Source organism: Alphaproteobacteria bacterium, assembly GCA_016699735.1.
Taxonomy (GTDB): domain Bacteria; phylum Pseudomonadota; class Alphaproteobacteria; order Micavibrionales; family Micavibrionaceae; genus JAGNKE01.
On the sequence record CP065008.1, the window covers coordinates 1,767,458 to 1,790,800 of the forward strand.

Here is a 23,343-nt window from a genome sequence, read left to right on the forward strand (position 1 = left end):
GAGCAAACAAAAAGTATAATCGTCTCATCGCAAACCTTATTAAACGTTATTCAACCACAATCAGGCAATCCTCATAACCCTTGGCCTCAAGCCTGTGAACCAGCACATCGGCGCTTTGCTCATCCCTTGCGGGAATCCGCACCCGGTAATACGGTCGCCCGTTAACCATCCCCGGGTACACGCGGGCGGATCCATAGGGTTGAAGTTTTTCCGCCAGAGCCTGCGCCTGACTTTCCCCCGCGAACGAAGCCACCTGAACCAGAAGCGTTGTGGGCTGCACCCTCTTCTGCTCGACCACCGGATCGGGATAAACCACCCCGCGCTTGACGTGACCGCTCACCGTCGATCCGTCATCCAGCGGAATGGGAACGGGTGAAGCCGAAACCTGCCGGACCGAAGGCGTTGGCGGCGGTGTAGGCGGAACCCGGTTCGCATACGTTTTGCCGCCGTTATATTTGTTCTCATGCCCCTTCGTGCTGACGCCTTTTTTGGCCAGCGCGGCCAGCTGAGCACTCTCCCGCTTCATAAGCTCGACCTTTACGCGGGCTATGCCTTTGTTTTTGAACGCCAGAAGCTCAGCCCCCTTTTGCGAAACGTCGATAATCCGCCCATGGGCATACGGCCCCCGGTCATTGACACGCAGAAAAACGGCCTTCCCGTTTTCAAGATTGGTCACCCGCACAAGGCTCGGCATGGGCAGCGTCCGATGCGCCGCCGTCAACTCGCCCGTGTCGAACCGCTCCCCGTTCGCCGTGCTCTTCCCCTGAAAACCAGGCCCATACCACGAGGCAATGCCCGTCTCGCTGTAAGTTTCATACTCCTGCGGCTTATAAAGAACGCCCTTGATCCTATAGGGGGCACCAACTTTATAAGCGCCGACACTTTTCCCCGGCTTGCCGACGATCTTGTCGCGGTCACCGAAAAACGGAATCCCCGTACAGCCCGAAAGCAAGACAGTGAAGCAAAGAAGGGCATGAAGTTTGAAGATATTAAGGAGTCGTTGCATCGCTTTGTCCTAAAATCATTCCGCTATCGCATCCGCGAGCGTCCCAACGCTCACGGCGAAATATTGCGAACGGTTCCACTTCATGATAACCCCGAAATTATGATAGGCCAGAAACGCGGGCCCGCCTATACCGTCCGGCGCGACTACAGAAGCGTTCATTTTTTCAATATCGGGAAGTTCCTCTCCATGGGGCAAACGAACCCCAAGCTTGTTCCACTCCTTCAAACTCTTTCGCGTCTCCGTCCCGACCAGCTTGGCCGGAAACTTCGCGGGCAACTTGACCGGACGTCCCCATCGCTCGTCACCTCGCCATCCGCTCTTGCTGAGGTAATTGGCTGTGGAAGCAAAAACATCCCTGCGCGTGGTCCAGATATCGCGCCGCCCGTCGCCATCCTCATCGACAGCATAGGCATGAAAGCTGGAGGGCATAAACTGGTTCTGCCCCATCGCCCCCGCCCACGACCCCTTCATATCCTCAAGCTTGATATGTCCTTCCTCCAGAATTCTTAACGCCGCCAGCAACTCACCTCGGAAAAAAGTACTCCGCCGCCCGTCATGCGCCAGCGTAGCCAATGCGGGAATAACCCCGAACCCGCCCGTATTGTTGCCATAGCTGGTTTCCATTCCCCATAGAGCCAGAATATAGGGCGCAGGCACCCCATACTTCTCCGCAATCGCATCCAGCGTCTCACGATGCTGGGCATACAGCTTGCGTCCCTGAATAATCCGGTCCTTGGAAATCACCTTCGCCTTATATCGTGCGAAGGTCATTTTTCCTTCCGGCTGCTTGCGATCCAGCTCAATCACCCGCGGCAAGGGCTTCACACCCCTGAAAGCCGATTCAAGAACGCTCTCGGAGATCCCTTTCCGCAAAGCCTCCTTCTTGAAAGCAACAAGCCAGACCTGAAAACTGTCCTTACTCGCCAAGGCCGCCCCCGGCAGCAAGGCAAGCATAAAAAAAACGGAAAGGAAAAAAGCGCGCATACAGGATTATGGAACCTCGCTCAGCGGGAATCGTTTTCGTACAGTTTCGACATGACCTCAAAGATAAAGGCCGTGCTCCATCCAAACAAGATGAATCCGTTCGCCGCCTGAAAGGAACTCACAAGCCTCCACTTGTGATCCAGCACGACATCGCCGAAACCCACGGTGGTAAAAGCAACCGTCGAAAAATAAACCGCCTCCTCCAGCGTATGCAGCGCCCCGACCACGAGATAAAACATGGCCCACAGCCAGATCTGTACGATATGCGAGCAAAACGCCCCCAGAACCGCCATGATCAGCATCGGCACTTTCCAGGAGTGCCGCATTTTAAGACGAAAGAAATTTTCCGACCCGTCCAGCGCCATCTTGAGCCGATCCAGCGCGACGGCGTGAATGAGAACGGTGAGACCGATGAGAACGGCCCCGATGACAAGTTGAAGCAGAAACATGGCGCGTAAATCCGGTGAACGGATAAAAACTATAGAAAAATCTCTGGAAAATGAAGTCGAAGCGAACGAAAAAGCTCCTTTTCCCCCTTGTTTTTGTTAAACGGTAATGAAACATTTGCGGCAAAGAGCGCGTTAAGTTAACGTCCCGCAGGATAAACGGGCACAAACAACAGGAACACCTTCCATGGGCCTTGACCCGATCTCACTCATAAAATCCCTCGGCTATGCGGGTGTCTGGAGCATCTTGTTTCTGGAATCCGGCGTACCGTTCTTTTTTTTCCTGCCGGGTGACAGCCTGCTCTTCACCGCCGGCTTTCTGGCCTCGCAGGGGTTTTTAAATATTTGGCTTCTCACGCTGGGCGGCCTCATCGCCGCGATAACCGGCAATCTCGTGGGCTATGAAATCGGTCGCCGCGTCGGCCTGAAAATGTTCGAAAAAGGTGACACGCGCTTTCTCAAACGCAAACATCTGGAAATGACGCAGAGGTTTTACGAAAAACACGGCCGCATGACGATAATTATGGCCCGCTTCATGCCCATCGTCCGCACCTTCGCGCCGTTTTGCGCCGGAATGGTGCGGATGCCCTACCGCGAATTCGTGGTTTACTCGATAATCGGAGCCTTTTTCTGGGTGGCGGGCCTGTGTGTTCTTGGTTATGTGGTTGGGGAAATGATCCCGGCGGAACACATTGACCACTATCTCCTGCCTATTATTATCGCAATTATTATCCTCTCCCTCCTGCCCTCCGCCTTTCACTTTTATAAGGAACGGAAGAACAACAAGGCACATTCCGAGCACACATAAACCTTGCGCCGTTAAACCTAAGCCTCTAAATAGACAGAACCCGCAAACTAGGCCGGAGAGGTGGCAGAGCGGCTGAATGCACCGCACTCGAAATGCGGCATACTCGCAAGAGTATCGGGGGTTCAAATCCCCCCCTCTCCGCCATTCTGTTCTGACCCTCCTGAAAACCCGCCAGAGCCTTGAAGGGCAAGGCGATTTCAGGGGTTCGAAACCCCGATTTCCGGCAATAGCTCAATCGCTCCGCAAAAGTCAGTTTCAGGACCAGTCTGCGGTGCAGATGAGAGCCGGAATGCCAGAGTTTTGAAGGGTTTGCGAAGAAGCTCATGGCGAGTTCGAACATTTCCTCGAACGTGCCGCGCGGCTGGCCTGTCTGGAGGCGCTTTTCCTCCAGCACGATCTTCTCGCGCTCAATGGAGGCGATCTTGTTCTCATAGGCCGCAATCACGGACGGGTTTGTCGCCTCGACGATCCGGCTGAGAAGGCTTTCAACCTGCCTGTCGCGCTTGGCGGCTTCATCGGCAATGCCCTTCGCAAAGGCATGGGCCTGTGCGAGACGCTGATCCCAGCCATGCTTCATCATCGCCCGGACCATCGCAAAGAGCGTCGGCGCGGGCGTCATGGACTCCAGCATCGCCACGAACGCGCCTTCGATGTCATCCCGCCGGATCGACTTGCCCTTCTCCGGGCAGGCGCGGTTGAAGCAGGCATAATAGGCGTGGCGCGTTCCGGTCTTGCTCTTCGACCATGCCGCAGTGAGAGGGCGTTCGCAGCAGGCGCAGGTGATCGCGCCGCGCAAGGGAAAGTCAGCATTGAGATCGGTGCGGGCGGGAGCCCTTGCACCTTCTTTCAATCGCTTCTGGATACGCTCGAAAGTCTCGAAGCTCACCAGCCCTTCATGCTGCCCCTTGCGAAGCGAGACGCCCCAGTCCGGGGCTTCGACATATCCGGCATAAAGCGTCTTGGTCAGAATTTCGGTCACGAGCGAACCCCGCACCATCCCAGCCCTGTTCTTGGGGAACGCCGGACAGCTTTCCAGAAAGCGCTTTACTTCGGCTTGCGTGTCGAACCTGCCCGAGGCGAAGCCTTCCATGGCCTCCTTAAGGATTGAGGCCAACGGTTCATCGCGCACCAGCACCTTGCCGCGTCCGGGGGAATGGACGTGCTTTAGCCCCATGCAGGAGATGAAGGGCCAGTAGCCGTTCTGAATCCGCGCCCGCATCCGGTTGCGGGTTTGCTCCGCGTTCTTCTGGCGTTGATGCTGCGAGACCGAGGCCAGCAAATTCTCGACAAGGATGGAGTCGGAATCCTCCCCGAACTCAATCGACGGGCTTTCCAGCCGTGCGCCCGCCGCAGCAATCGCATCGCGCAGATCGAGGTGGGCTTTCATGTCCCGCGCCAGCCGCGAGATATCGTCGATCAGGACGACGTGCTCCGAGCGGCGGTTGGCTTTGAGGTATTTGAGCATCGCCAGCATTGCGGGACGGTCGATCAGACCGCCGGAGACGGCTTCGTCGCAGAAGACGTGCGCGACCTCATAGCCCTTCATCCGGGCAAACTCGCGGCAGCGCGTTTCCTGCGAGCCGAGCCCATGGCCCTTTTGCATCTGTGCGACGCTGGAGACGCGGGCATAGATGACGGCGGTCACGCCGGATTTGGTTTTTGTGAGTGCGGTCATGCTGAGTCTCCCCCGTGCAGGTGCGGAATCCGTTTCAGGCACAGGCACCCGCCCACGCTCTCGAAATCCGTGCATAATTCTGGATGGGGAGATTTTAGCGCATCCGAATCGGCAACGCCGCAAAGAACATCGGCGGCGTCAAACTGTCCACAGGCTTGCTGGCCAAGAGCAATCTGAAGCGGATGAATCCCGAAACCGAGATCAATGAACTGAAGCACGATGCTCCAGACGGTGCGGATATATTCGAGCTTCTGCTCATGCGTGAGATCGGACTCGTCGAGGAAATGCGCGAACTCCTGCGCGTCGAACTGAAGGGCGAGGTTGCCGTGAGGCGGGCCTCTTTCATGGGTGGGCGGTTTGGGATCGGTCATGGCGGATATCTTTCATCATGGGGTGAGGCACGCCCGCGTTCCTGCGGACGGGCGGCGTTGGGTTCAGAGCGCTTGGCGATACGCATCGGTCAGGCTCTCTTCATGTTGAGGTTCAGGCTCAGGAGCGTGGTCGCGGCGAATGGCGTTGATTGCGGCATAGGCTTGCCGCGCCAGCTCGGCGACACGGAGCAACTCGCTTCCCGAGAAGCTGTGCGCGTCTTTCAGCGAGCCGTCATTGGCGTGATAGGTGCGGGCCAGCATCGTCGAATAGAGGACGCCGTTCTCGCCTTCGTTTTCCCAGATGGTGGCCTTGAGCGCCCCGTCGCGGATGACTTCGAGAGGCTTGTTCTTCGCGAGAGTGTTAGGCGGATGTGCATTCATGCTTGGTTTTCCTTATCTGTTTGGGGGAACAAAAAAGCGGTCCCGTTGCGCTTCAAAACACGCAAAACGGGGCCGCTGATTTGTAATTAGAACATAACACGAACATTTGTCTTCATGCAAGAAAATATTCCTAATACGGACGATTACTTGCGACGGCTGGCACCCTTGTTTCGCGGTTGATCTTTCGACTGCGCGTCCCGCTTGGCTTTGAACGCCGCGAGGTCCGAGCGTTCATCGTAAGGGAGTTCGGGATCGCCTTCCTTTTTGGATGTGTGCGATTCTTCCCGCGTGATTTCCACCCGGTGTTCCTGTCGAAGCGCGTTCGTGCGGGTATAGGCATCCCGCGCGAGTTCCGAGACGCGCAGGAGTTCGGTACCCGAGAAGGAGTGACTATCCCTGTATGCACCCTCATCGTCCTGCCATGTGCGAGAGAAAACGGTGCTGAAGGCGGGGCCGTTCTCGCGCTCGTTCTTCCAGATGGTCGCCTTGATGTTGCCGTCTCGCAGCACGTCCTCAGGCCGATTGGATTCGGGCTGCGGAGCCTTCGCGGCTTCTTGCGCCGGAGCTTGCGTGTTCACTTGGGCGTTGCCGGGATCGTGGGTGCGGTCTGTCATGGTCGTCTCCTTTCATTTGTGGGCTATTCATTCGCGGGCCATTCATTCCCGCGATTGCGTTTCACGCTTGCGGTTTGGTTTGGCGTCCGCACGGCGCTTTTCGATGAAGGTTTCGCGGGTTTCGATTTCGCGGAAGGTGAAGGTCACGCGCATCTGTTGCGGCTGTATCGGCGAGTAGGCTGGCGTTTGCGTCAGCGCGTCCTTGTCTTTCTTGCGGGCGGCGCGGTGCTCATCCCACCAAGCGCGATTGAAGGCGGCGCGGTCCGGTCCCATCGAGAGCGCCGGAGATGGCTTCAGGACGGGCTTGGGTTGTTCGCGGCGGATCATGCCGGAGCCATCATCTTGGCGGCGCGAAAGCTCAAAGCGGCGCTGCGCTTCACTCTTTCCCAGATCGCGCTTTTGCGCGGCAATCAGCGGATCGCGGGCATTGTCGAACGCTTCGCGGGAGGGCGGAGCGGATTGGTAGAACTTCGGCTCACCGCCCGGAAGATCGGCGCGGTGCGCGTGAGAATAGCTGCCAAGGCCCGAGTCCTGCTTCATGGTTGGCGCTGTGTCATGCATTGTCTTGCCCTCTTTCACCGGAGCACCGACCATTCACCGCCCACATATTGCGGATAGTGCGCGAAGCGGTGCGGAACAGACTCGCGCTTGACCGAAAGCCAGCGTGTCCGCCCGAAGCCGAGTGTAACGCGCACTTTGTCGGCGGGAGGGTGATACGGGTTCGGATGAAACCGCCCTGCCATGAAGGACTGCTGATAATACGGTTGGCGCTGCGCGAAGACCGGATGCTGGAGCGCATCGGCGAAAATGAAGGCCGCATCGGGCCGCGCATTCAGGACTTCATCGGGCGTTTGCAGCGGGCGCATCTGCTTGGAGCGGTGATGTTCGGCTTGCTTGTAATGACCAAAGGCGATACCTGCACCGAGCGGGTCTTCGCCTGTGAGCAGCGATTGCAGAATCCGGCTTTTGGCCAGACGGCTCTGGCCCTGCTGGAGCGTGTCGTTGAACTCCAGCGTCTGGGTGCCGAGCATCGTCGAGACATCCTTGGCCGAGCCAATCTCGCGCAGAGCGAAGTAGATTTGCAGCGCCGCGCTTGAGGTGATGATCGTCTTGGCGTTCGGCCCGAGCGCATTCATCTGTTCGGTGGACTGGAAGACGGCCCACGGGCGGATTCCAATGCCTGCTCCATAGGTGAAGAGCTTGACCACGAGCGGGAAGTTATTGAGCTGGGCGCATTCATCCAGAATCCAAGTCTGTTGCGGCGCGGACGGGGCGCGGGATTTGTAGATCATGGCGGAAACGAAGATCGCCTTGATGACCGGAGCCCAGGCATCGACGAACTCAGCGGGCGGCATCAGATAGACCTGCCAGCGTTGCTGGAGGTCCGTGAGCGCGTCCATATCGAAATCATAGGGCGGAGAGACGGAACCCATCAGAACCGGGTCCGAGAGGCACGAGAGCGCCTTGAAGACTTCACCCAGTATCCCCTGAAACCCGCCCGCATTGTCCTTGCGCGAACGGTTGATCTCTTCTTCCACGCGCACCGCGACCGGAAAGGCGGACGTGTGCATGAGGTACGCGAAATCCAGCCATTCCTCGCCCGCGCCGGGGATCAGGTTGACCGCATGGTAGAGATCGGGAAGCGTGAGCGTTCCGTGCTTTTCAACCAGCGTGAGGATCGTCCCTTCGAGGATATCCCGCGCCCGCATCTCGAAATACTGGGCATTGGCCGAGCCGGAGAGCGGGATCATGTTCTCGGTGAAGACTTTCACGTCCGAAACCAGCGTGTTTGATCCTTGCCGGATGTAGGAGACGGGGTTGAGCCGATTGCGCGGCAGCCCGTGCAGCCCCAAGGGATTCCAGTAGGCGCAGAACTTCTGATCGGGAGTCTGGTCCTGCGAAATCGCCGCCAGCTCGCCCTTCATGTCGAGCGCCAGCAGCGATCCGCCGCTGAATGTCCCTGAGCAGAGATTATAGGCGAGGATATCGCGCAGCTTGCCCGAACGCGCCCCGGCGGTGAGCAGAAGCCCGCCCGCGCCGTGATACCAGAGCGGCTGACCGTCGAAAAAGCCGACGAAGAGAGATGTAGGCGTTTGCCGGAAGAACCCGGCATCGGCGAGTTCGCGCCTTTCGGCAAAAGCGGCGCTGCCATAGCGATAATGCTCATTGCGCTCATGGATCATCATGGGGACTTCCAACAAAAAGCCGGACGGCATGAAAGCGGTCCGGCTCATAAGGTTGAGGCACGGCTTGGCTTTCAGAAGATCATGCTGAGAACGCCAAGGATCATCAGGCCGAGGATGATGGTCCCGGTCACAGCATCCCAGTCGATGACCTTCTTGTGGGTTTCGAACGGGCGGATGTGATAGCCCTGTCCGGTTTTCTTGTGCTTGGTGAACATAATTTTCTCCTTTCTGCGGTGTTGAGGGGATCAAAGGAACCGGGCGGCAATCGCGAGGCCGCCCATGACGAGCGCGGTTGAGATTGACGCCCGCGCCGAAAAGAAAATCAGCAGCGCAACAATCAGCCACCAGACGAAGGCGGCGATGTCTTCGAAGCCAACCCCATAATGGCTGACGGTGAAACGCTGGACCCAGCCGACGCTGCGGTCATAGGCAACGGGCGTGGCGAAGAACGCGACGACGACCGCGATGACGTTGGACAAGCCGATGACCGACGACATGAAGATCGAACGGCCAACCTGATTTTGGTTTTGCTGTTGCCAAAGCTGCATGACGCGACTCCTTTCGTGAGAAGGAGCCTACGTCAGGCGTAGAGCGGTTTTAGGGGGATATGGCGATCAACAAAATCGCACGGTCAACGCAAACCCTGCAATTCATCAAGGATGTCGGCCAGTATATCCATGCCCGAGGCCCAGCCTTTGCCCATATTTTCAATAGCGGCAGCAAAGCAGGCAATCTCAGCCTCGCTCGCATTGTGGGGCACCCATGTCAGCCGCATTTTGGTCTTGCCGCTCTCGTCTTGGAAGGTCACGGTTGTCAGCAATTCGCGTGGCCAATCAGGCATCATAGGATTGGGAGCGCGTTTCCAATCGGCGCTAGCATCCGACATCAGGCAGACAATGCGTTCAGGCTCGATGACTTCTTTATACTCAGTGCGCTGATAGAATGATCCGCGTCCCATCTTCATCTCGTTGAGCCACAATCCACCGGGGCGCACATCGAGTTTGTGGATAATCGTCTCGACATTTGGTCCATACCAGCGGGCAAGCAGTTCTGGCTCAGTCCACGTACGCCACACAAGATGACGCGGCGCGTTAAATGTTCTCTCAAGTACATATGTTGGCAAATCACTCATTGATGGCCCCCTTTCAATTCAGCCTTTTTCAGTTCTTCAAGAAGGTCATCGAGTTGATCGAAGCTGGACGACCAGAATTTTTTAAACTCTTCGAGCCAATGCACCGCCGCCGCCATCGGCTCAGCCTTTAAGCGTGCCGGACGGCGCTGCCTGTCGATATTGCGCTCAATCAGCCCTGCACGTTCCAGCACCTTCAGATGCTTTGAGATCGCGGGCTGGCTCATGGAAAAGGGCTCGGCGAGTTCGAGCACCGAAGCTTCTCCTGCGGCCAGCCGGGAGAGGATGGCCCGCCTTGTCGGATCGGCGAGAGCGCCAAAAACCGCATCGAGAGCCGCAGGGCTTGTTGAATAACCACTTTGTTCCATAATCAAATGGTTATACGAATGAGGCCGCTCTGTCAACAGGCAGGCAAGACTGCGGAATTGAAAGCGCCCGAAATCCGCACGGAGCGGTCACAGCTTGCGCGTTGCCGCGCAACGCCTGTTATCGCTTTGGTTTCTTCGGCAAGCCGCCAACATACGGCAGAGCAAGCGCCAGCCATTCCGACAGCGCGGCCCCCTCGCAGGCTTTGGCCTCGACGAAAACAAAGCCCCCGAGTCGCTTGCCGCCCATGTCAACAATCGAAGCGCCGGACTTGCTCAAGGCCAACGCCTCATTGTCCTTTCCGACCCGGAACATGAAACGGTCAGCGCCGTTCTTGGATCGGTCAACGCCGCACAGCATGTTGCCATGAACGAGAAAGCATAGGCCGCCCATCATCCGCTGCTCGCTCACGCCTTTCCTGCGGTGGAGAGCGTCACGCAAGACTTGGGCTAATCGTTCGTCGTAAGCCATCTTTTATCTCTTCGATATGAAAGGGGTGGCTTCGCTTCACGTCCGCCGCTGCACAAAGGACCAAGCGATCAGCGGACTGACGACGAGGTATTGCAGCAGGGTGAAGCCGCTTTCGATCAGCACGAAGCCCGAGACCGAGGCCATCTGGTGTTTCGCAGCGATGACGATCACCAGAAAGCTCCACGCCAGCGGCACAGCGAGCATCATGAACTTCGCCGCGCCTCTCAGCACGGTCTCGCCTGCAAAAAGACGGGAGTAGATGAACGCCCACACGCAGCCTTGAATGACCATCGAGAGAATCCCGAAGGGGATGATGATGTCAGCACGGTAGACTTCAAGAGCGTCGTAGGTGTCCTTGAACACGACCAAATGCCAGAGATAACCCAAGGGGAACGTCGGGAGGATGTAGGCCAGAACGGCGCGCCAATATGCTGTTGTCATGGGCTGGGATATCTCCCATATTGATTGCACTTTGCAAGTAATATCGAAACCAGTTGCACTTTGCAAGTGAAAGGAATCTGTCTGTCCATGGTCACGTTGCCGGGACCGCCACGGTCGCATTGTCCAATCAATTTCGGTCTTGAGATATTCGGCGACAGGTGGACACTGCTTGTGCTCCGCGATCTGCTGCTGCTGGGAAAGCGCAGCTACAAGGAGTTTATGGCCTCGGAAGAGCAGATATCGACGAACATACTTGCCGAACGACTCGAACGGCTTCTCGCAGCGGGTCTCGTGACCGCCGAGCGTGTGAAAGGTGACAATCGGCAAATTCGCTATGAGCCGACCAGCGCAGGACGCGCTCTCCTCCCGGTCCTTGTGGAAATGGCCTACTGGGGTGCTCTCCATGATCCTGACACGGCAGCACCGGGCGCGTTCGTGAAGTCATACCGGAAGGACCGTGACGGTCTGCTCAAAGCCGTTTCGAGAGGTCATGATCCGACCAAGACGTGAAGACAATCAGAGTGCCTTATCGCCAGATTCGAGCGTTTCGTCCGCTTTGTGGAATTCTACAGCGGTGATGAGCGCAGGATCGTTGCGAGAATCCGCACACGTTCCTTTGCTTCGCCACGAACATAAGGCGTGATGTGTGGCGGGCATGGGGTGCAGCAGAAATCGCGGAACCAGTCGCGGATGTGTGGTGCTTCGAAGACCTCCATGTCGAGGAAGACCGTGCGCCCCATTTGATCGACGATGCAGCCGCGCAGATCGCGGTACTGATCGGTCAGGAAATCCAGCCAGTGATAGCTGGAGATGTTCAAGGCAAAGCAGTGATCGCGCAGCCTGCGGATGAAGACGGGATTGGAGAGCTCCCGGTCCGTGACCAGTCGGACTTGGGTGCAGGTGTTTTCGATAAGGCAAAGCGAACACGATCCAACGGAGGGGTTTCTGTGGCTTGCTGTGAAGAACGTGGCCATGACCGCATCCCTTGCGCGGCCCAGCCCAAGCGGTGGACCTGTTCAGGGATATAGTATTATTGGGATCACAATTCAAGATATTGGGATCACGTTTTTTCGATTTCGACCTAAACCTCTGGATCGAAACCAAATTCGTCGGCGTGACGCTCGATAAACTCCGCAAGTGCGCGTTCGGTGAGATCGGTTTTCTTGAGGCCGGAGGCTTTCAGAAAAGCATCGACCCGTTCGGAGGCATCCTTGCTGATCCTGGTCTGGAATTTTGCGTCGTGGCGGTTGATTTCCGAATCGGGAGCGCTGTCGGGGTCCGGGAGTTCGCCACGTTTTCTGTAGGGTCGTCGCTTTCCGTCGTCTGTCTCTTTCAAATCCGGCAGCGGTTGGTATTTGAACCGCGAAATTACATGTTTGTTGAAATCATAATAAAATCCGATCCTAAAGAATTTTGAGGTAACCGTGCAAGAATAATTGGACGGAGTCTTCTTCAGTGTTCTTTCGATAATGAGAGGATCGCCTGTCGGCCCCTGTTCTCCTTCCTTCGTGCGGTAGGCATCGAACCCCGGCCATTCGCCTTCGACATGAGCGTGTCCCCGGAGAACATCGCCGATAGCGGTCAGGAGGAGATTGCGGACCGCAGGCTCAGGACGGAAGCTCAGGGCCAAACGTGCATAAGGCTGTCCGTTAGATTCATCGACGCCGCCCAACAGCGCATAAGTGAGCGCATATCCGTCAAGAACCGTGTGCTTCACGAGGGGCGCGAAGGGGCTGTCCGCCCGGTCCCACTCTTCCAGAAGACTGCACGGGATCAGCCATGTGTCCTTGGCGATCAGCAGAGGCGCAGGAGTCCGTGATCCGTCCGGCACAGGCTTGACGCGGGTGAAGGCGGGAACTTTCGCGCTTGGTTTTTTGGTCTTCGTCGCCATGCCGGACTTTCAGGAATCGGCAGCGCATCGGCAGCCGGATGTTGGGATACCATCTTTCGGACAATCGCGCCAAGGGGGTTGGGGTGGCGCAGGGAAAAATGAAGCGCAAGCCTCATCGGGCTGGGCGTGTAGTACGAAGCATTGATTGTAGTACGGCCCCGGTTTGCCAAAGTGGAGGAACGCAAGATGTGCGTTGTAGTACAACGCCATCTTGGCAAAGGAGGCCCGCTGCGCGCCTCCCGTTGCATCCCTCCCGGCTTGTGGCGCTCTTCCGGCATCGAGCCGAACCGCGCCATTGAAACGTGCAGCCGTTTCATCGCTGGTCAGGGTGCTGGCCCCGACACCCGCCAGTCAGAGCGTTCCTGCCCCGACACCCAGACCCTTTCAGGGAGACCAAGGACGGGAGCTTTCGCGCCGCCCTTCCTTGGAACCTTCCCCTCGACCAACCGTCCGCCTGTTGGATGCCGTCAGAGGCTTTCGCGCCCCTGAACCCACGACCGATGGCGTTCCTGCCCTCTGGACACCAGACCAACCCTGCGCGGATTGGATGCGCGCCAGCTTTTCCGAAGCTGGACTCCGGCCAAGGAAGCGCTCTTAGAGCCGCTCATACTCTGTGGAGAATTGGTTCAAAGTTTGTTGGCACATCGTGTATCCAGCAGCTACACTCAGCGCATGAAAGATTCGGGACTGCGTATCAGGGTCGAGCGGGAGCTGCGGGAAGACTTCCTTGAGCTGTGTCGCAGGCAAGACCGTCCGGCCTCGCAGGTCATCCGGGAGTTTATGAGGGACTACATAGCTCGACATGAACACCATAGGGACCACGCCGACATGACCTTGAATCATAAAAATCAAGACAAAAGAGGGTCGGGTAATAAATGAGTGCGCAACGGAATCGAGAAGAAGCGGTCAACACCCAGCTTGCCATCCTGATCTCAAAACTCGGCGTCACCGCTGATGCTGAAACCATCCATGTTCACGGAAAGCACAGACCTGACGTAATTTTCGAGATGCGCGGATTGCGCGTCGTTATTGAAGGAAAATTCGCCGACCATCCGTCAGCTGGCGATGTAGTTCTCGACGATGCGCGCAAACGCGTTGCAAGCGGAATTGCTCATATAGCCGCCGCCGCTGTTTATCCACTGGCGCTTCGATCTGCGCCGACCACAAAAATTATCGAAACACTGGAACAGTCAAAGCTTAGCTATCGGATCGTATCGGAAACCCACGAAAGCGAAGAATGGTTCGAAGGCACGCCCGTTGCGCTAATGGATGCACTGCGCCGCGCTCAGGAAGCCCTAACCAAGGATGACATTGTCGAGCAAACGGCAAAAGCTCTGTCAGCCCAGTTGGAGACTGTTTCTCGTCTGTGGAATGGACAACCGGGTGCGTGTGATCGCCTCTCACGAATTCTCGGTATTATCCCACCAAAAGGCGAAGAATCAGACAAGGCCGTCGAGCGGCGAGAAACAGCTGCTAAAGTGTCCGCACTTGTCCTAGCCAACGCATTCATTTTTCAGGAGCAGCTGTCAATTTCTGATACGCGCGTCGATACGCTGCGAAAGATCGAAAAGACCGCAGATGTCGTTGACTCCACATCCAAGCACTGGCGTTGGATTTGGGAAAATATAAACTACGTACCCATCTTCCAGCTTGGCGAAAGGGTGCTGGACGAACTTCCATCAAGTCCCAACACGACGCAGGCGGTGAAGTCACTGCTTGCTGAAGCGCAGTCGATCTGCCGTCAACAGGCCGCTCTGCGCCACGACCTGATGGGCCGCATCTATCATTGGCTTCTTCATGAAGCCAAGTATCTCGGAACTTATTACACGTCAGTATCCGCAGCAACTTTGCTCCTGAAGCTAGTATTCTCCCTTGATTGGAAACATGACTTTTCGTCACCACGCGAGTTAGCAGACTTCAAGGTTGCAGATCTCGCTTGTGGGACAGGCACTCTTTTGATGGCTGGTGCTCAGGCTCTTACCGACCGCCACATCCGAGACCGTGCCGAGAATGACCTTTCACTCGGTGAGAAGGATATTTCAATCCTTCACCAGACGCTCATGCAAAACGTGATGCATGGTTATGATGTTCTGCCTACGGCAGTTCACCTTACAGCCTCCACTCTTGCCCTTCTGGCGCCCGACGTAGCCTTCCGAAATATGAATCTTTTCGTCATGCCAATGGGGATGGATCACGGCAAGCCGCGTCTCGGCAGCCTCGACTTTCTTGAAGGTCCAGAAATCAGAACGCAATTTGCTTTGGACGATACGCATCTTGATACTGTTCGTACCGGGGCATCACGAACGGCGTACTCGAATGCAAAAGTTCCCACACTTGATCTTTGCGTAATGAACCCTCCGTTTGTCAGCAGTCGATACGGCAACAGGCTGTTCGGTTCCTTACCGCAGGACAGGGCCGCGCTTCAGAAGGCGTTGTCCAAACAAGCACGAACACTTGGTATAAGCGCTACCGCTGGATTAGGTGCGATGTTTGTTCCTCTGGCACGACTGCATACGAAACCAGGAGGCCGAATCGCCTTTGTGTTGCCGATAGCGTTGGCAACAGGAGAAGCATGGGGAGCAGTTCGAAGACAGATCGCCGATTATTTTCATCTGGAGATCGTCGTTACGAGTCATGATTTCGAACGTCCAAATTTTTCGGAAAATACCGAGCTTTCTGAAATTCTATTCATCGCCCGCAGACTCAAATCCAAGGAAAAACCGGGCTCAACGATTTACGTAAACTTGTGGCGCAACCCCCGAACCATTCACGAAGCCTTGGATAGCGCCTCTCGAATTGCAAATGAGATCAATCTTCTGAGGCAGAAATCAGTAGAGACGAACGTCGTCCGAGCGGGTGCGCGTGTAATCGGGGAAATCGCAAGTCTACCTGCACCAGTCGGTAGCGACAATTGGACAGGGGCAATATTTGCTCAACGACATTTGATGCAATCACATTGGGCATTAGATAAGAATTTTGAAGTTCGCACTCCTGCAAATGAGACTGGAAAGAAGCTAAAACTTTGCCGACTCGATGAATTGGGTGCGCTAGGTTATGATGTGCGCGACATAACTGATGCATTTGACGTGGATAAGACTGCAAAGACTTGGTCATCGAATGCCGCATTCTGGAATCATGATGCCGATAAGGTGCGGACAATAAATCAAAGTCCTAATGCGACATTGATAGCGCGAACAGAACCGCTTCCAAATAGGAAGCTTAAAGACTCGAAGGCCGTTTGGTCACGTGCTGGGCGAATTTTGCTTGTTTCAAGACTATGGCCAGTAACACACAGGGTGCTTGCCATTGCTGTGTCCAAAAAAGCATTAGGCAACACATGGTGGGGTTTTGACGATAGCAGACTAACGGAAGAACAGCGAAAATCTCTCTTGCTTTGGCTAAACTCAACTTTCGGGATTCTACTTTATTTTGGACGTCGGGCCATTACCCGTAGCGCTTGGATGCAAATGAAAAAGCCCGCATGGTCGTCAATGCCTGTCCTTGATGTTCGCGAGCTGACGGATGCGAAACTTAAGACGCTTGCCAATACATACGATAAACTTGCCGATATCGATCTTGCGCCGATCAGCCATCTTGACAACGATCCGACACGAATCAAAATCGACAACGCTCTCAGCAAAGTGCTCGGCCTTCCGGATATAAGCTCAATCCGTGAATTGCTCGTCCGCGAGCCCGGCCTTACTGCAAAGGATATTGGCGGTGACGACGGCACGTCTCAAGACGGTGACTGAGATAGGCACTGATAGTCTTGCTTGGGATACCAATGGCGATGATCAAGGCAGACGACCCAAGCGGTCCAGCAGTGAAGATATGGAAATCAATCTCTGACTTCGATTCAGCTTTTTTTCGGAAACATTGGAAAAAAGCTGCGTTGGCGCTTCAAACGGATCGTATCACCCGTCTTGATCGTATGGGCCGTGCGGCGCTCTCCGCCTGTCGGGGTCAGCACTTCGAGATCATCATTGTCGATGAGAACTTGATGGATATCGCGGCTATGCGCGGGCGTTTCCTTGTAAACACTTAAATGAAATTCTTCGACTCCGAGAGAGTCCCCGTGCTCCAGAATTGTATTCGGAATGTCCTCATGTAGCTGCTTGATTGCCTGCTCGCGTGCTTCATCCGTAAACAGATAAAGCATTCCTTCCTCGGCAGGGTTGAATGAAAGCATGTTCAATCCCGAACGCCCGAAATGCGCCTGCGATGTACTGTTTTCGTGCAGGATGTCATTATAAACTTGGCGTGCGCGTGCACGATTGGCGAAATGGATCAGCCAGTAGCGCCAGCCATCCGGGTTGTGGATTGAAAACGTACTGACAAATGGCGCAACCAGCTTAAGCTGGTCATATACAATCTGCTCAGCAACACCAAGCCATTCTCGCTTATTGATGGTAGTCCCGCCGTCGTGGAGAAAAGCATAAATCTCTTTCTTCAACTCGGGTTGATCGGCAAGGAGTCTGTTTTTCGCTTCATCGGTCGGGAAGTAGGTCAGGAGTGTTTTGATAGCAAAGGTGAGAAATATTTCCGCAGATGCCCAAGTCCCCATGATATCATTGAGCAGCACCGGATTAACCTTCGAGTATCCGTACTGGTCGAGATTAAAGAGAACATTCTGATAGCGTCCCTCGGACAGGAATGACTTTATACGCGGATAGAGCGTTTCGAAATCGTCCTCGAAATACTCCACCTGAATATGCAAGTGCTGATTTTCTGCTCTGATGCCTTCGAGCAACCCCGCTGTATGGGTGCGCAGCGCCGCTATAGCAGTCACATCCGCATCATTGAACATGGCAAAACATTCGATCTGGATAGGGCGTGCCCCTTCGGCAGCGCGATGAACATTGATCTCGCGGGCTGCTTGATCGAGCGTCTCCAGAAAAATCAGCGGTGACCCGGCAGTCCCGCATTTATACCGACCTGCGCCTGCAAAACCGTCTATGACCGCTAACCGGAAGCGTTCCTGATGGCGTACCTGACAACGCGTAACAAGGTATTCCCGAAAATACTCTCGAAGGACTTTGTGCTTTCGCTTCGTGTGCTCGTCAAGCTCCGCACCGCCATTCCAATCATAAGCCTTACTGACCAATGCTACCCCTGTCGTTGTTAAGCGGCATGCTGATGATGCACGTCCGGCATTTCATCCCATGTCTTGCCGCGATACTCTCGGCCATTGGCCTTCTTGGAACGTTTCTTGTTGTCCTTGCCCCAAGTTCCCCATTGCTTGAAAAAAAAGGCTGTTTCGTATTCGAGGCATTGTGCGTGAATTTCGTCGATCCATTCCTCTTTGATCGGACGCGCTGCTGTGCCGCTTTCGCCGCCAACAATCGCCCAGTGAATCCCGGTCAAATCAACCGATCCAACCGATCCGATCAGCGGCTCGAATGAAATAAATCTGATCTTTGCACGAACCTGTCGCAGGTAGTCGATCCGTTCGATGACATTGGCATCTTCGACACTTGTTCCTAGCCATACATTCGGTAGAACGTCGCTTATGAGCGTTTCCAAAGCGTGCTTCATGCGATCAGGCCGCTTTGTGAGGATTTGATAGTGGTGATGCGGTGTTTCACGCATGACATTCCAGACGGCGAGAATGAACTTATCGCTCACCTTCGCATGAAAAAGATCGCTCATAGAGTTCACGAAAATCTTGCGCGTCTTCTTCCAGCGATAAGGAATGTCGAGCGCGTCATAATCCTGCCGAACGATTCCGCGCCAAAGTGTGCGTTTGCCACTCTTTCGCGTCAGCCCCTCGTATTTTTCAACACCCATTGCTTCTAGGCGGCGGGCCATCTGCATCGCATAGCAATTCGTGCAACCGGCGCTGGCTTGAGAGCAGCCGGCCACCGGGTTCCACGTTGCATCTGTCCATTCAATTTTTGATTCTGCCATGCTACCGACCAAATGTTCTGTTTATGTTCTCATTTTGCATTTTGATTGTCAATCAGTTTCCATCCGCAAACTGCTGTAAAACAGTACAAGATTCAATATGTTAATTGATTGTCTGAGGCGATCAATGACAACCAAGTCTGCTGCTGGATTCCTTCCTTGTCGTCGCAACTTCAAGATAAGCAAGGCTGATCTCCTCCAATTCACGAAGTGGTCGAAGTCGGATAAGGCCAAAGCCCTCGCGCGATTTCAAGCAGCTTTTTCCCTCGCGCTTCGATCTCCGCCTCGTTCCAATCTTCAATTTTTGTGATTTCACGGTTCATTACAAGCAATGAATGGTCAGAGAGCGCAGCACGTTTGGATTCGTAAGGTCCGTTGCTGACACTGCTGTTCAGCGGTTTGGTTAGAACGGTCAGGTTTCCGAATGTATTCAACAAACGCCGCCGTCGCACAATTTGCCCGACTCGGGTATCGTTCTCTTCACTTGCGAACATCGCTTGGAACGTTTCGTCACTCGTCGGTTGCGTACCGTCGGGAAGTGGCCAGTGCTCTTCCCATTCTGTAGGCAAGACATGTTCTACTGACAAATCAGCACCAAGCTGATCTGTTTCGTGGAATTTCTGCCGCTTTTCGCGCTCTATTGCTTCTAGCACGGCTCGGACGCGCAGCGGTGTCAGTCGGCGTCCGTACATAGGAGCGGAGAGCCACGCGCTCTCGAATTCTGTATCAGTTGGGAGGCGCGCGCTTTCAGAATTCTGGGCCGTAAGGAAGTTTGCTAGGTTGTGTCGCGAAAATCCCTTTGCCTCCAAATGGCGAAGTGCAGACAGGAAAAACTTATTGTAATTTTTGGTCGTAAGCCCGCAGACGGCCCGGCGGACGATAAAGGTCAGCAGAATCGAAAGACATTCGTTTTTCTCTTCATCCCCTAGCTCTTCTTCCGCCCACAATCGAAGCACAAGAGGGTAGACAGTTGTTACGTCCCAAGGATGAAGCAGCTTAGCGAATTGTCCGAGCGGATCGCCTTCATCGCGCTCCAACAGTCGCCGGTACAGTCTTCCATACGCACCGAGGTCTTGAAGCTCAGCCTCCACGGTTGGATATCCGCCGTGCGGCTTGCCAGCCTGTATCTTAATGAAGGCTTTGTACTCACTGAATAGTTTGGAGAGTGTCACTTCTCCGGCGACTTTTCCCGCGATGAAATTGGAGAGAAAGAATTCAATGCGGGCCTTCTTATAGCGGCCCTGCTTTTCCATCTCGCTCCAGAAGGGGTCTTCAAAATCCTTCCAGTATTTTTCGAATAGCTTCTCCGCTTTCTCGCGTCGGGCATCGGCACGGTGGAAAATGTTGTTTCGCACTAGATCAGCTGCAAGCAGAGGTTCGCCTCGCTCATTGAGCGTTTCGAAGATAACCTGCGCGTCATCACCATCTTCCAGCGTGATTTCAACGACCTTGAATTCTTCAATTAGGGCTTCCCATAGAGCATCTAGCCGCAGTTCCATCGCCGCTTTATCTTGATCTTTAGCCTCTAGAGCGCCTTCAGTCTCAGTCTCGCTGTCTTCATCTTGTTCGTCGAGTTCGGTGGTCTCGGCAAAATCGTCCTCAAGATCATCGCTTTCCACGGCGTGCTTGATGCGGTCGAAGAAATACCCGTAAGCTCCAAGCAGCTTTGGCACAGTGCTGTAATCGTAAATGTTGTCGCGGCCCTTGTAAAAATGCACGCGATACTTCTTGCGGAGCTCTGTCCTTCCGATGGTTACAATGTCTTGGAATAGGCCACGATCGAATTTTGTCGGCCAGACTTTGAATCGCTCAACCTCCGGGTCTTCCATGAGGTGCTCTTTCTCATTGAATAGGTAACCCTCTATGAGACCTACGGTGCCTTCAAACCCTGCCTGCTTTGCGTAGTCTCTTGCCGCCGCCAGATAAAGCTGAAAGGTAGTCAAGCGCTGTTGGCCGTCCACTACTTGGAATGAGGTCACTTGTCGGGAGGATACCGATCCACGGGCTTCAAGAACGACAGCTCCCATGAAGTGAGAAAAGCGTCGCTCTCGACCGTTCAGACGCTCAATAGCTTTCGTTCGTACGTCGTTCCAGAAAGGTTCCCATTGCTTGTCCCGAGTCCAAACATAGTGGCGTTGATATATCGGCACACAGAACCGCTGACGGTTCTCTAGCAGCTGTCGGACTGTGACCGGGCCTGCTTTCAAAGTAATCTCCTTTCTACACCTTACCCTTCAAAATACATTTTTATTGAGATAATTCAATCAAAACAGTGACTTGATCAGTATTCTGAAAAATCATCATCCCCAATGAACGCCTCCTTCGGTCGGGCTTTCATTGACTAAACCCGCTTACGCGATATTGGCCATCTGATTTTAATCTTCCGCGCAAATAGGCTTAGGGGCTTCGCCCCTCAGCGCGCTTCAAGGACAATCGGCGGTTCCCGAGGCTCCTCCGCCAAGGCTCCGTGCGCCCGCCGCAGATTCTCCTTTCCGCTTGCACACCCCCTGTTCGCCACGAGGCAGGGTTGCATGAGCAACCCCTTCCTATTGAAAGGAAACCCTCCGATGACGGACCTCTATCTCTGGGGCAAACACCCCCAATATGCCAACGGCCAATGGATCAAGCTGGAGCGCAACGCCAGCCCGAATGAAATCGACTCGCGCAAGGCGCAAGGCTTCGAACTGGCCGAGCTTGAATTCGGCCAGCACCCCGAAAACCTCAAAGACGAAGAAAGCGCAATCCGCATTTATGTCGCGTGTCTGGCCGCATACAATAACGGCATCCTGCACGGGCGCTGGATCGACGCCACGCAAGGCGAGGAGCATATCCGAGAGGGCATCAAGGCGATGCTGGCAAAGTCCCCGATCATGTTTGCCGAGGAATGGGCGATCCATGACCATGAAGGTTTCGAAGGTGTCGGCATCAGCGAATACGCCGATATGGCCAGCGTGTGCGAGATTGCAGCCTTCATCGACGAATACGGCCCCGTGGCCGCGAAGCTGATGGAGCATTGCGGCGACCTTGAGGAAGCCAAGGAGACGATGCGCGACCACTACGCGGGGGTTTATTCATCGGTGGCCGACTTCGCGCAGGAACGGACCGAGGAAACCACCAAGATTCCCGAGAACCTGCAATACTACATCGACTGGGACCGCATGGCCCGCGATCTGGAAATCAATGACATCCTCGCCCTCGAAACCGGATTTGAGGAAGTGCATATTTTCTGGCGACACTGAGCCTTACCACATCGGCGAAGGCGCGGCTTCCCGCGCTTTCCCGCCGCTCACCCAACCGCAGTGAGCGGTTTGCGCGTCATCTGATCGTAAAGCCCCAGAAACTCAGGGTATGCCCGTTCGCAACGAGCTGGCTCGCGGGCATTCAGGGCGTGATATGCGCCGATGGAATCCGCCAGCTTGTAGGGATCGCGCTCCAGCACAATCGCCAGCCGGATCAGCGGCGAAGGCAATTCCAGCACGTTCGAGACGTGCCGACCCGCCCAGTACATCGCGGCGATATCCGCATCCCGTTCATTGAAATGCCGCGCGGCGACCCGACGCGCCGCTGCCACGAGCGTCAGGATATGCACCCGTTCTTTGCCGTCAATCCTGTGCGCTGGACTGTTGTTCAATGTTTCACCATCGACTCAATCCGCATCCGGCTGTCCAAGATGGCCCATGCCTCATAAAGCCGATACTCGTGCAGTTCGAGGAAGGCTTCGCGCAACCTTTCCAGCGCATCGCCGAGCTTGCCTTTGTGCTTGGTTTCCAAAGACTTGCGAAATTTACCGAACGACCGCTTGGTCTTGAGCGGATGCAGATCGAGCGCGAGCACGAGGACTTCCAGCCGTTCGATCCGCTCTTTGCGGTCCTCATTGGCGTGGGCGGTCATGCCGCAGGTTCCAAGGTCCGCTTGTCCAGCCATGCGTCATACCCTTCGATCCGCCGCCGGATTTCATCGCAGGCATAGCCGAATGTGTAGGCATCAAGCCCTTCCGCCAAGCGGTCCGTGCGGACTTGTGCGTCCTGATAATCGGCAAGACTTATACCGAGCAGCGCCGCAATCCGGTCCGGCGCGGCAAGCCCAAGAATCCTTCCCGTCCATTCCCCGGTTTGTGCGACCGTGAAGGCACGGGCGTGCTCATGGGGAAAATAGCCACGCCCAGCCCCGTCTGCCTGATGGAAGATCAGCCACGGCCATTCATGCGCCGCGAGTGCGTTCGTCTTCGTGGCCAGAATGCGCTCCATATCCGAGGTCGATGGAAGACGCGTATACCTGTCACTTGGCGGCCTCCGCATGAAGGCCGGAAGCTCGCGCTCAGGCATCCGTGACGAGTATTCATAGCAGGTGACGATCCGTTTGAACTCGGGCGTCCATTTCTGAGCAAAGCGGTTGTGCCGCTCTTCCCAAAGGCTGGGATAGAATTTCAAGACATCGGTCCAGAAGATCATCGAACGCAAATGCCCCGCCCAAAGGCTTTGCTGCTGACGGTGAATGACCAAGTGCAGCAATGCCGGACGGTCGAGCATGGCCGTGGCGATCCGCTTGGCGCGGGGATGCAGCCGGATTCGCTCCTGATGCTGCGCGATCATCTGTTCAAGGAGCGACATAAGCGCGTCCTCCTGTAGTCATGGAGTCCCGCACTATACGCCCCTCGGGACTTCCGCGCA

27 protein-coding genes, 1 tRNA gene and 1 pseudogene are annotated in these 23,343 nt (G+C 55.3%); 6 read left to right on the top strand and 23 right to left on the bottom strand.

Annotated features, from left to right (window positions below; translation table 11 throughout):
• Positions 1-46: 46 nt before the first annotated feature.
• The 3 genes from IPN28_08660 to IPN28_08670 are packed head-to-tail and all read right to left on the bottom strand — an operon-like array spanning position 47 to position 2,439.
• On the bottom strand, positions 47-1,006 hold the full coding sequence (locus IPN28_08660; GenBank protein ID QQS56362.1) for a septal ring lytic transglycosylase RlpA family protein: 960 nt from the start codon (positions 1,004-1,006) through the stop codon (positions 47-49).
• Positions 1,007-1,021: 15 nt separating this feature from the next.
• Entirely contained in the window at positions 1,022-1,990 is a 969-nt protein-coding gene (locus tag IPN28_08665; GenBank protein ID QQS56363.1) for a lytic murein transglycosylase, read from the bottom strand.
• A gap of 20 nt (positions 1,991-2,010) precedes the next feature.
• Complete coding sequence (locus tag IPN28_08670; protein QQS56364.1) at positions 2,011-2,439, bottom strand: two pore domain potassium channel family protein; 429 nt, start codon at positions 2,437-2,439, stop codon at positions 2,011-2,013.
• A gap of 184 nt (positions 2,440-2,623) precedes the next feature.
• Between IPN28_08670 and IPN28_08675 the strand changes: the two genes are divergently transcribed.
• Together IPN28_08675 and IPN28_08680 are read left to right on the top strand one after the other, a co-directional pair.
• Positions 2,624-3,244 carry a DedA family protein gene (locus tag IPN28_08675; GenBank protein QQS56365.1) on the top strand — a complete coding sequence of 207 codons (621 nt, stop codon included), beginning with the start codon at positions 2,624-2,626 and terminating at the stop codon, positions 3,242-3,244.
• A gap of 54 nt (positions 3,245-3,298) precedes the next feature.
• Positions 3,299-3,388, top strand: a tRNA-Ser gene (locus IPN28_08680).
• Here the strand turns inward: IPN28_08680 and IPN28_08685 are convergent.
• The 12 genes and pseudogenes from IPN28_08685 to IPN28_08740 all read right to left on the bottom strand — a co-directional run bounded on the left by IPN28_08685 (position 3,363) and on the right by IPN28_08740 (position 10,878).
• A pseudogene (locus tag IPN28_08685) lies at positions 3,363-4,919 on the bottom strand (recombinase family protein). The gene IPN28_08680 and the pseudogene IPN28_08685 overlap by 26 nt on opposite strands.
• Positions 4,916-5,290 (bottom strand): hypothetical protein, encoded by a 375-nt coding sequence (locus IPN28_08690; protein ID QQS56366.1) that lies wholly within the window; start codon positions 5,288-5,290, stop codon positions 4,916-4,918. Before IPN28_08690 ends, IPN28_08685 begins: the two are co-directional and overlap by 4 nt.
• Positions 5,291-5,353: 63 nt before the next feature.
• Entirely contained in the window at positions 5,354-5,671 is a 318-nt protein-coding gene (locus IPN28_08695; protein ID QQS56367.1) for a hypothetical protein, read from the bottom strand.
• 143 nt (positions 5,672-5,814) lie between these two features.
• The gene (locus IPN28_08700) at positions 5,815-6,285 is read right to left on the bottom strand and encodes a hypothetical protein (GenBank protein ID QQS56368.1); all 471 of its coding nucleotides are present in this window, start codon (positions 6,283-6,285) and stop codon (positions 5,815-5,817) included.
• 42 nt (positions 6,286-6,327) lie between these two features.
• Positions 6,328-6,879 (bottom strand): hypothetical protein, encoded by a 552-nt coding sequence (locus tag IPN28_08705; GenBank protein QQS56369.1) that lies wholly within the window; start codon positions 6,877-6,879, stop codon positions 6,328-6,330.
• Positions 6,861-8,519 carry a type IV secretory system conjugative DNA transfer family protein gene (locus tag IPN28_08710; GenBank protein QQS56370.1) on the bottom strand — a complete coding sequence of 553 codons (1,659 nt, stop codon included), beginning with the start codon at positions 8,517-8,519 and terminating at the stop codon, positions 6,861-6,863. Before IPN28_08710 ends, IPN28_08705 begins: the two co-directional genes overlap by 19 nt.
• 23 nt (positions 8,520-8,542) lie before the next feature.
• Positions 8,543-8,686 (bottom strand): hypothetical protein, encoded by a 144-nt coding sequence (locus IPN28_08715; protein QQS56371.1) that lies wholly within the window; start codon positions 8,684-8,686, stop codon positions 8,543-8,545.
• Between the two features lie 30 nt (positions 8,687-8,716).
• The gene (locus IPN28_08720; protein ID QQS56372.1) at positions 8,717-9,019 is read right to left on the bottom strand and encodes a hypothetical protein; all 303 of its coding nucleotides are present in this window, start codon (positions 9,017-9,019) and stop codon (positions 8,717-8,719) included.
• A gap of 83 nt (positions 9,020-9,102) precedes the next feature.
• Complete coding sequence (locus IPN28_08725; GenBank protein ID QQS56373.1) at positions 9,103-9,603, bottom strand: SRPBCC domain-containing protein; 501 nt, start codon at positions 9,601-9,603, stop codon at positions 9,103-9,105.
• Entirely contained in the window at positions 9,600-9,968 is a 369-nt protein-coding gene (locus IPN28_08730; GenBank protein QQS56374.1) for a winged helix-turn-helix transcriptional regulator, read from the bottom strand. Before IPN28_08730 ends, IPN28_08725 begins: the two co-directional genes overlap by 4 nt.
• A gap of 118 nt (positions 9,969-10,086) precedes the next feature.
• Complete coding sequence (locus IPN28_08735) at positions 10,087-10,437, bottom strand: TfoX/Sxy family protein (protein ID QQS56375.1); 351 nt, start codon at positions 10,435-10,437, stop codon at positions 10,087-10,089.
• Between the two features lie 36 nt (positions 10,438-10,473).
• The gene (locus IPN28_08740; GenBank protein ID QQS56376.1) at positions 10,474-10,878 is read right to left on the bottom strand and encodes a hypothetical protein; all 405 of its coding nucleotides are present in this window, start codon (positions 10,876-10,878) and stop codon (positions 10,474-10,476) included.
• Positions 10,879-10,965: 87 nt separating this feature from the next.
• Here IPN28_08740 and IPN28_08745 point away from each other — a divergent pair, with 87 nt between their 5' ends.
• Positions 10,966-11,388: a helix-turn-helix transcriptional regulator gene (locus IPN28_08745; protein ID QQS56377.1), complete on the top strand. Its 423-nt coding sequence runs from the start codon at positions 10,966-10,968 to the stop codon at positions 11,386-11,388.
• 56 nt (positions 11,389-11,444) lie between these two features.
• Here IPN28_08745 and IPN28_08750 read toward each other — a convergent pair whose 3' ends face one another.
• Complete coding sequence (locus IPN28_08750; protein QQS56378.1) at positions 11,445-11,852, bottom strand: hypothetical protein; 408 nt, start codon at positions 11,850-11,852, stop codon at positions 11,445-11,447.
• 107 nt (positions 11,853-11,959) lie between these two features.
• On the bottom strand, positions 11,960-12,769 hold the full coding sequence (locus IPN28_08755; GenBank protein ID QQS56379.1) for a hypothetical protein: 810 nt from the start codon (positions 12,767-12,769) through the stop codon (positions 11,960-11,962).
• Positions 12,770-12,955: 186 nt separating this feature from the next.
• On the opposite strand from IPN28_08755, the gene IPN28_08760 reads away from it, so the two are divergent.
• Positions 12,956-13,258: a hypothetical protein gene (locus IPN28_08760; protein ID QQS56380.1), complete on the top strand. Its 303-nt coding sequence runs from the start codon at positions 12,956-12,958 to the stop codon at positions 13,256-13,258.
• Positions 13,259-13,644: 386 nt separating this feature from the next.
• Positions 13,645-16,521 (top strand): N-6 DNA methylase, encoded by a 2,877-nt coding sequence (locus IPN28_08765; GenBank protein ID QQS56381.1) that lies wholly within the window; start codon positions 13,645-13,647, stop codon positions 16,519-16,521.
• Between the two features lie 104 nt (positions 16,522-16,625).
• Here the strand turns inward: IPN28_08765 and IPN28_08770 are convergent, their stop codons facing one another.
• From IPN28_08770 to IPN28_08780, 3 genes are all read right to left on the bottom strand, one after another.
• Positions 16,626-17,873: a three-Cys-motif partner protein TcmP gene (locus IPN28_08770; protein QQS56382.1), complete on the bottom strand. Its 1,248-nt coding sequence runs from the start codon at positions 17,871-17,873 to the stop codon at positions 16,626-16,628.
• Between the two features lie 17 nt (positions 17,874-17,890).
• A complete protein-coding gene (locus tag IPN28_08775) occupies positions 17,891-18,676 on the bottom strand; it encodes a DUF5131 family protein (protein ID QQS56383.1) in 786 nt (261 codons plus the stop codon).
• A 200-nt stretch (positions 18,677-18,876) separates the two neighbouring features.
• A complete protein-coding gene (locus tag IPN28_08780) occupies positions 18,877-20,880 on the bottom strand; it encodes a DUF262 domain-containing protein (protein QQS56384.1) in 2,004 nt (667 codons plus the stop codon).
• Positions 20,881-21,240: 360 nt separating this feature from the next.
• Between IPN28_08780 and IPN28_08785 the strand changes: the two genes are divergently transcribed.
• Positions 21,241-21,912 carry an antirestriction protein ArdA gene (locus IPN28_08785; protein QQS56385.1) on the top strand — a complete coding sequence of 224 codons (672 nt, stop codon included), beginning with the start codon at positions 21,241-21,243 and terminating at the stop codon, positions 21,910-21,912.
• A gap of 47 nt (positions 21,913-21,959) precedes the next feature.
• Here IPN28_08785 and IPN28_08790 read toward each other — a convergent pair whose 3' ends face one another.
• The 3 genes from IPN28_08790 to IPN28_08800 are packed head-to-tail and all read right to left on the bottom strand — an operon-like array spanning position 21,960 to position 23,283.
• Positions 21,960-22,304 (bottom strand): hypothetical protein, encoded by a 345-nt coding sequence (locus IPN28_08790; GenBank protein ID QQS56386.1) that lies wholly within the window; start codon positions 22,302-22,304, stop codon positions 21,960-21,962.
• Positions 22,301-22,597, bottom strand: coding sequence for a hypothetical protein (locus tag IPN28_08795; GenBank protein ID QQS56387.1), 297 nt, complete (start codon positions 22,595-22,597; stop codon positions 22,301-22,303). Before IPN28_08795 ends, IPN28_08790 begins: the two co-directional genes overlap by 4 nt.
• Positions 22,561-23,283, bottom strand: a complete 723-nt coding sequence (locus IPN28_08800; GenBank protein QQS56388.1) for a hypothetical protein — start codon at positions 23,281-23,283, stop codon at positions 22,561-22,563. The genes IPN28_08795 and IPN28_08800 overlap by 37 nt, the downstream gene beginning before the upstream one ends.
• Positions 23,284-23,343: the final 60 nt, after the last annotated feature.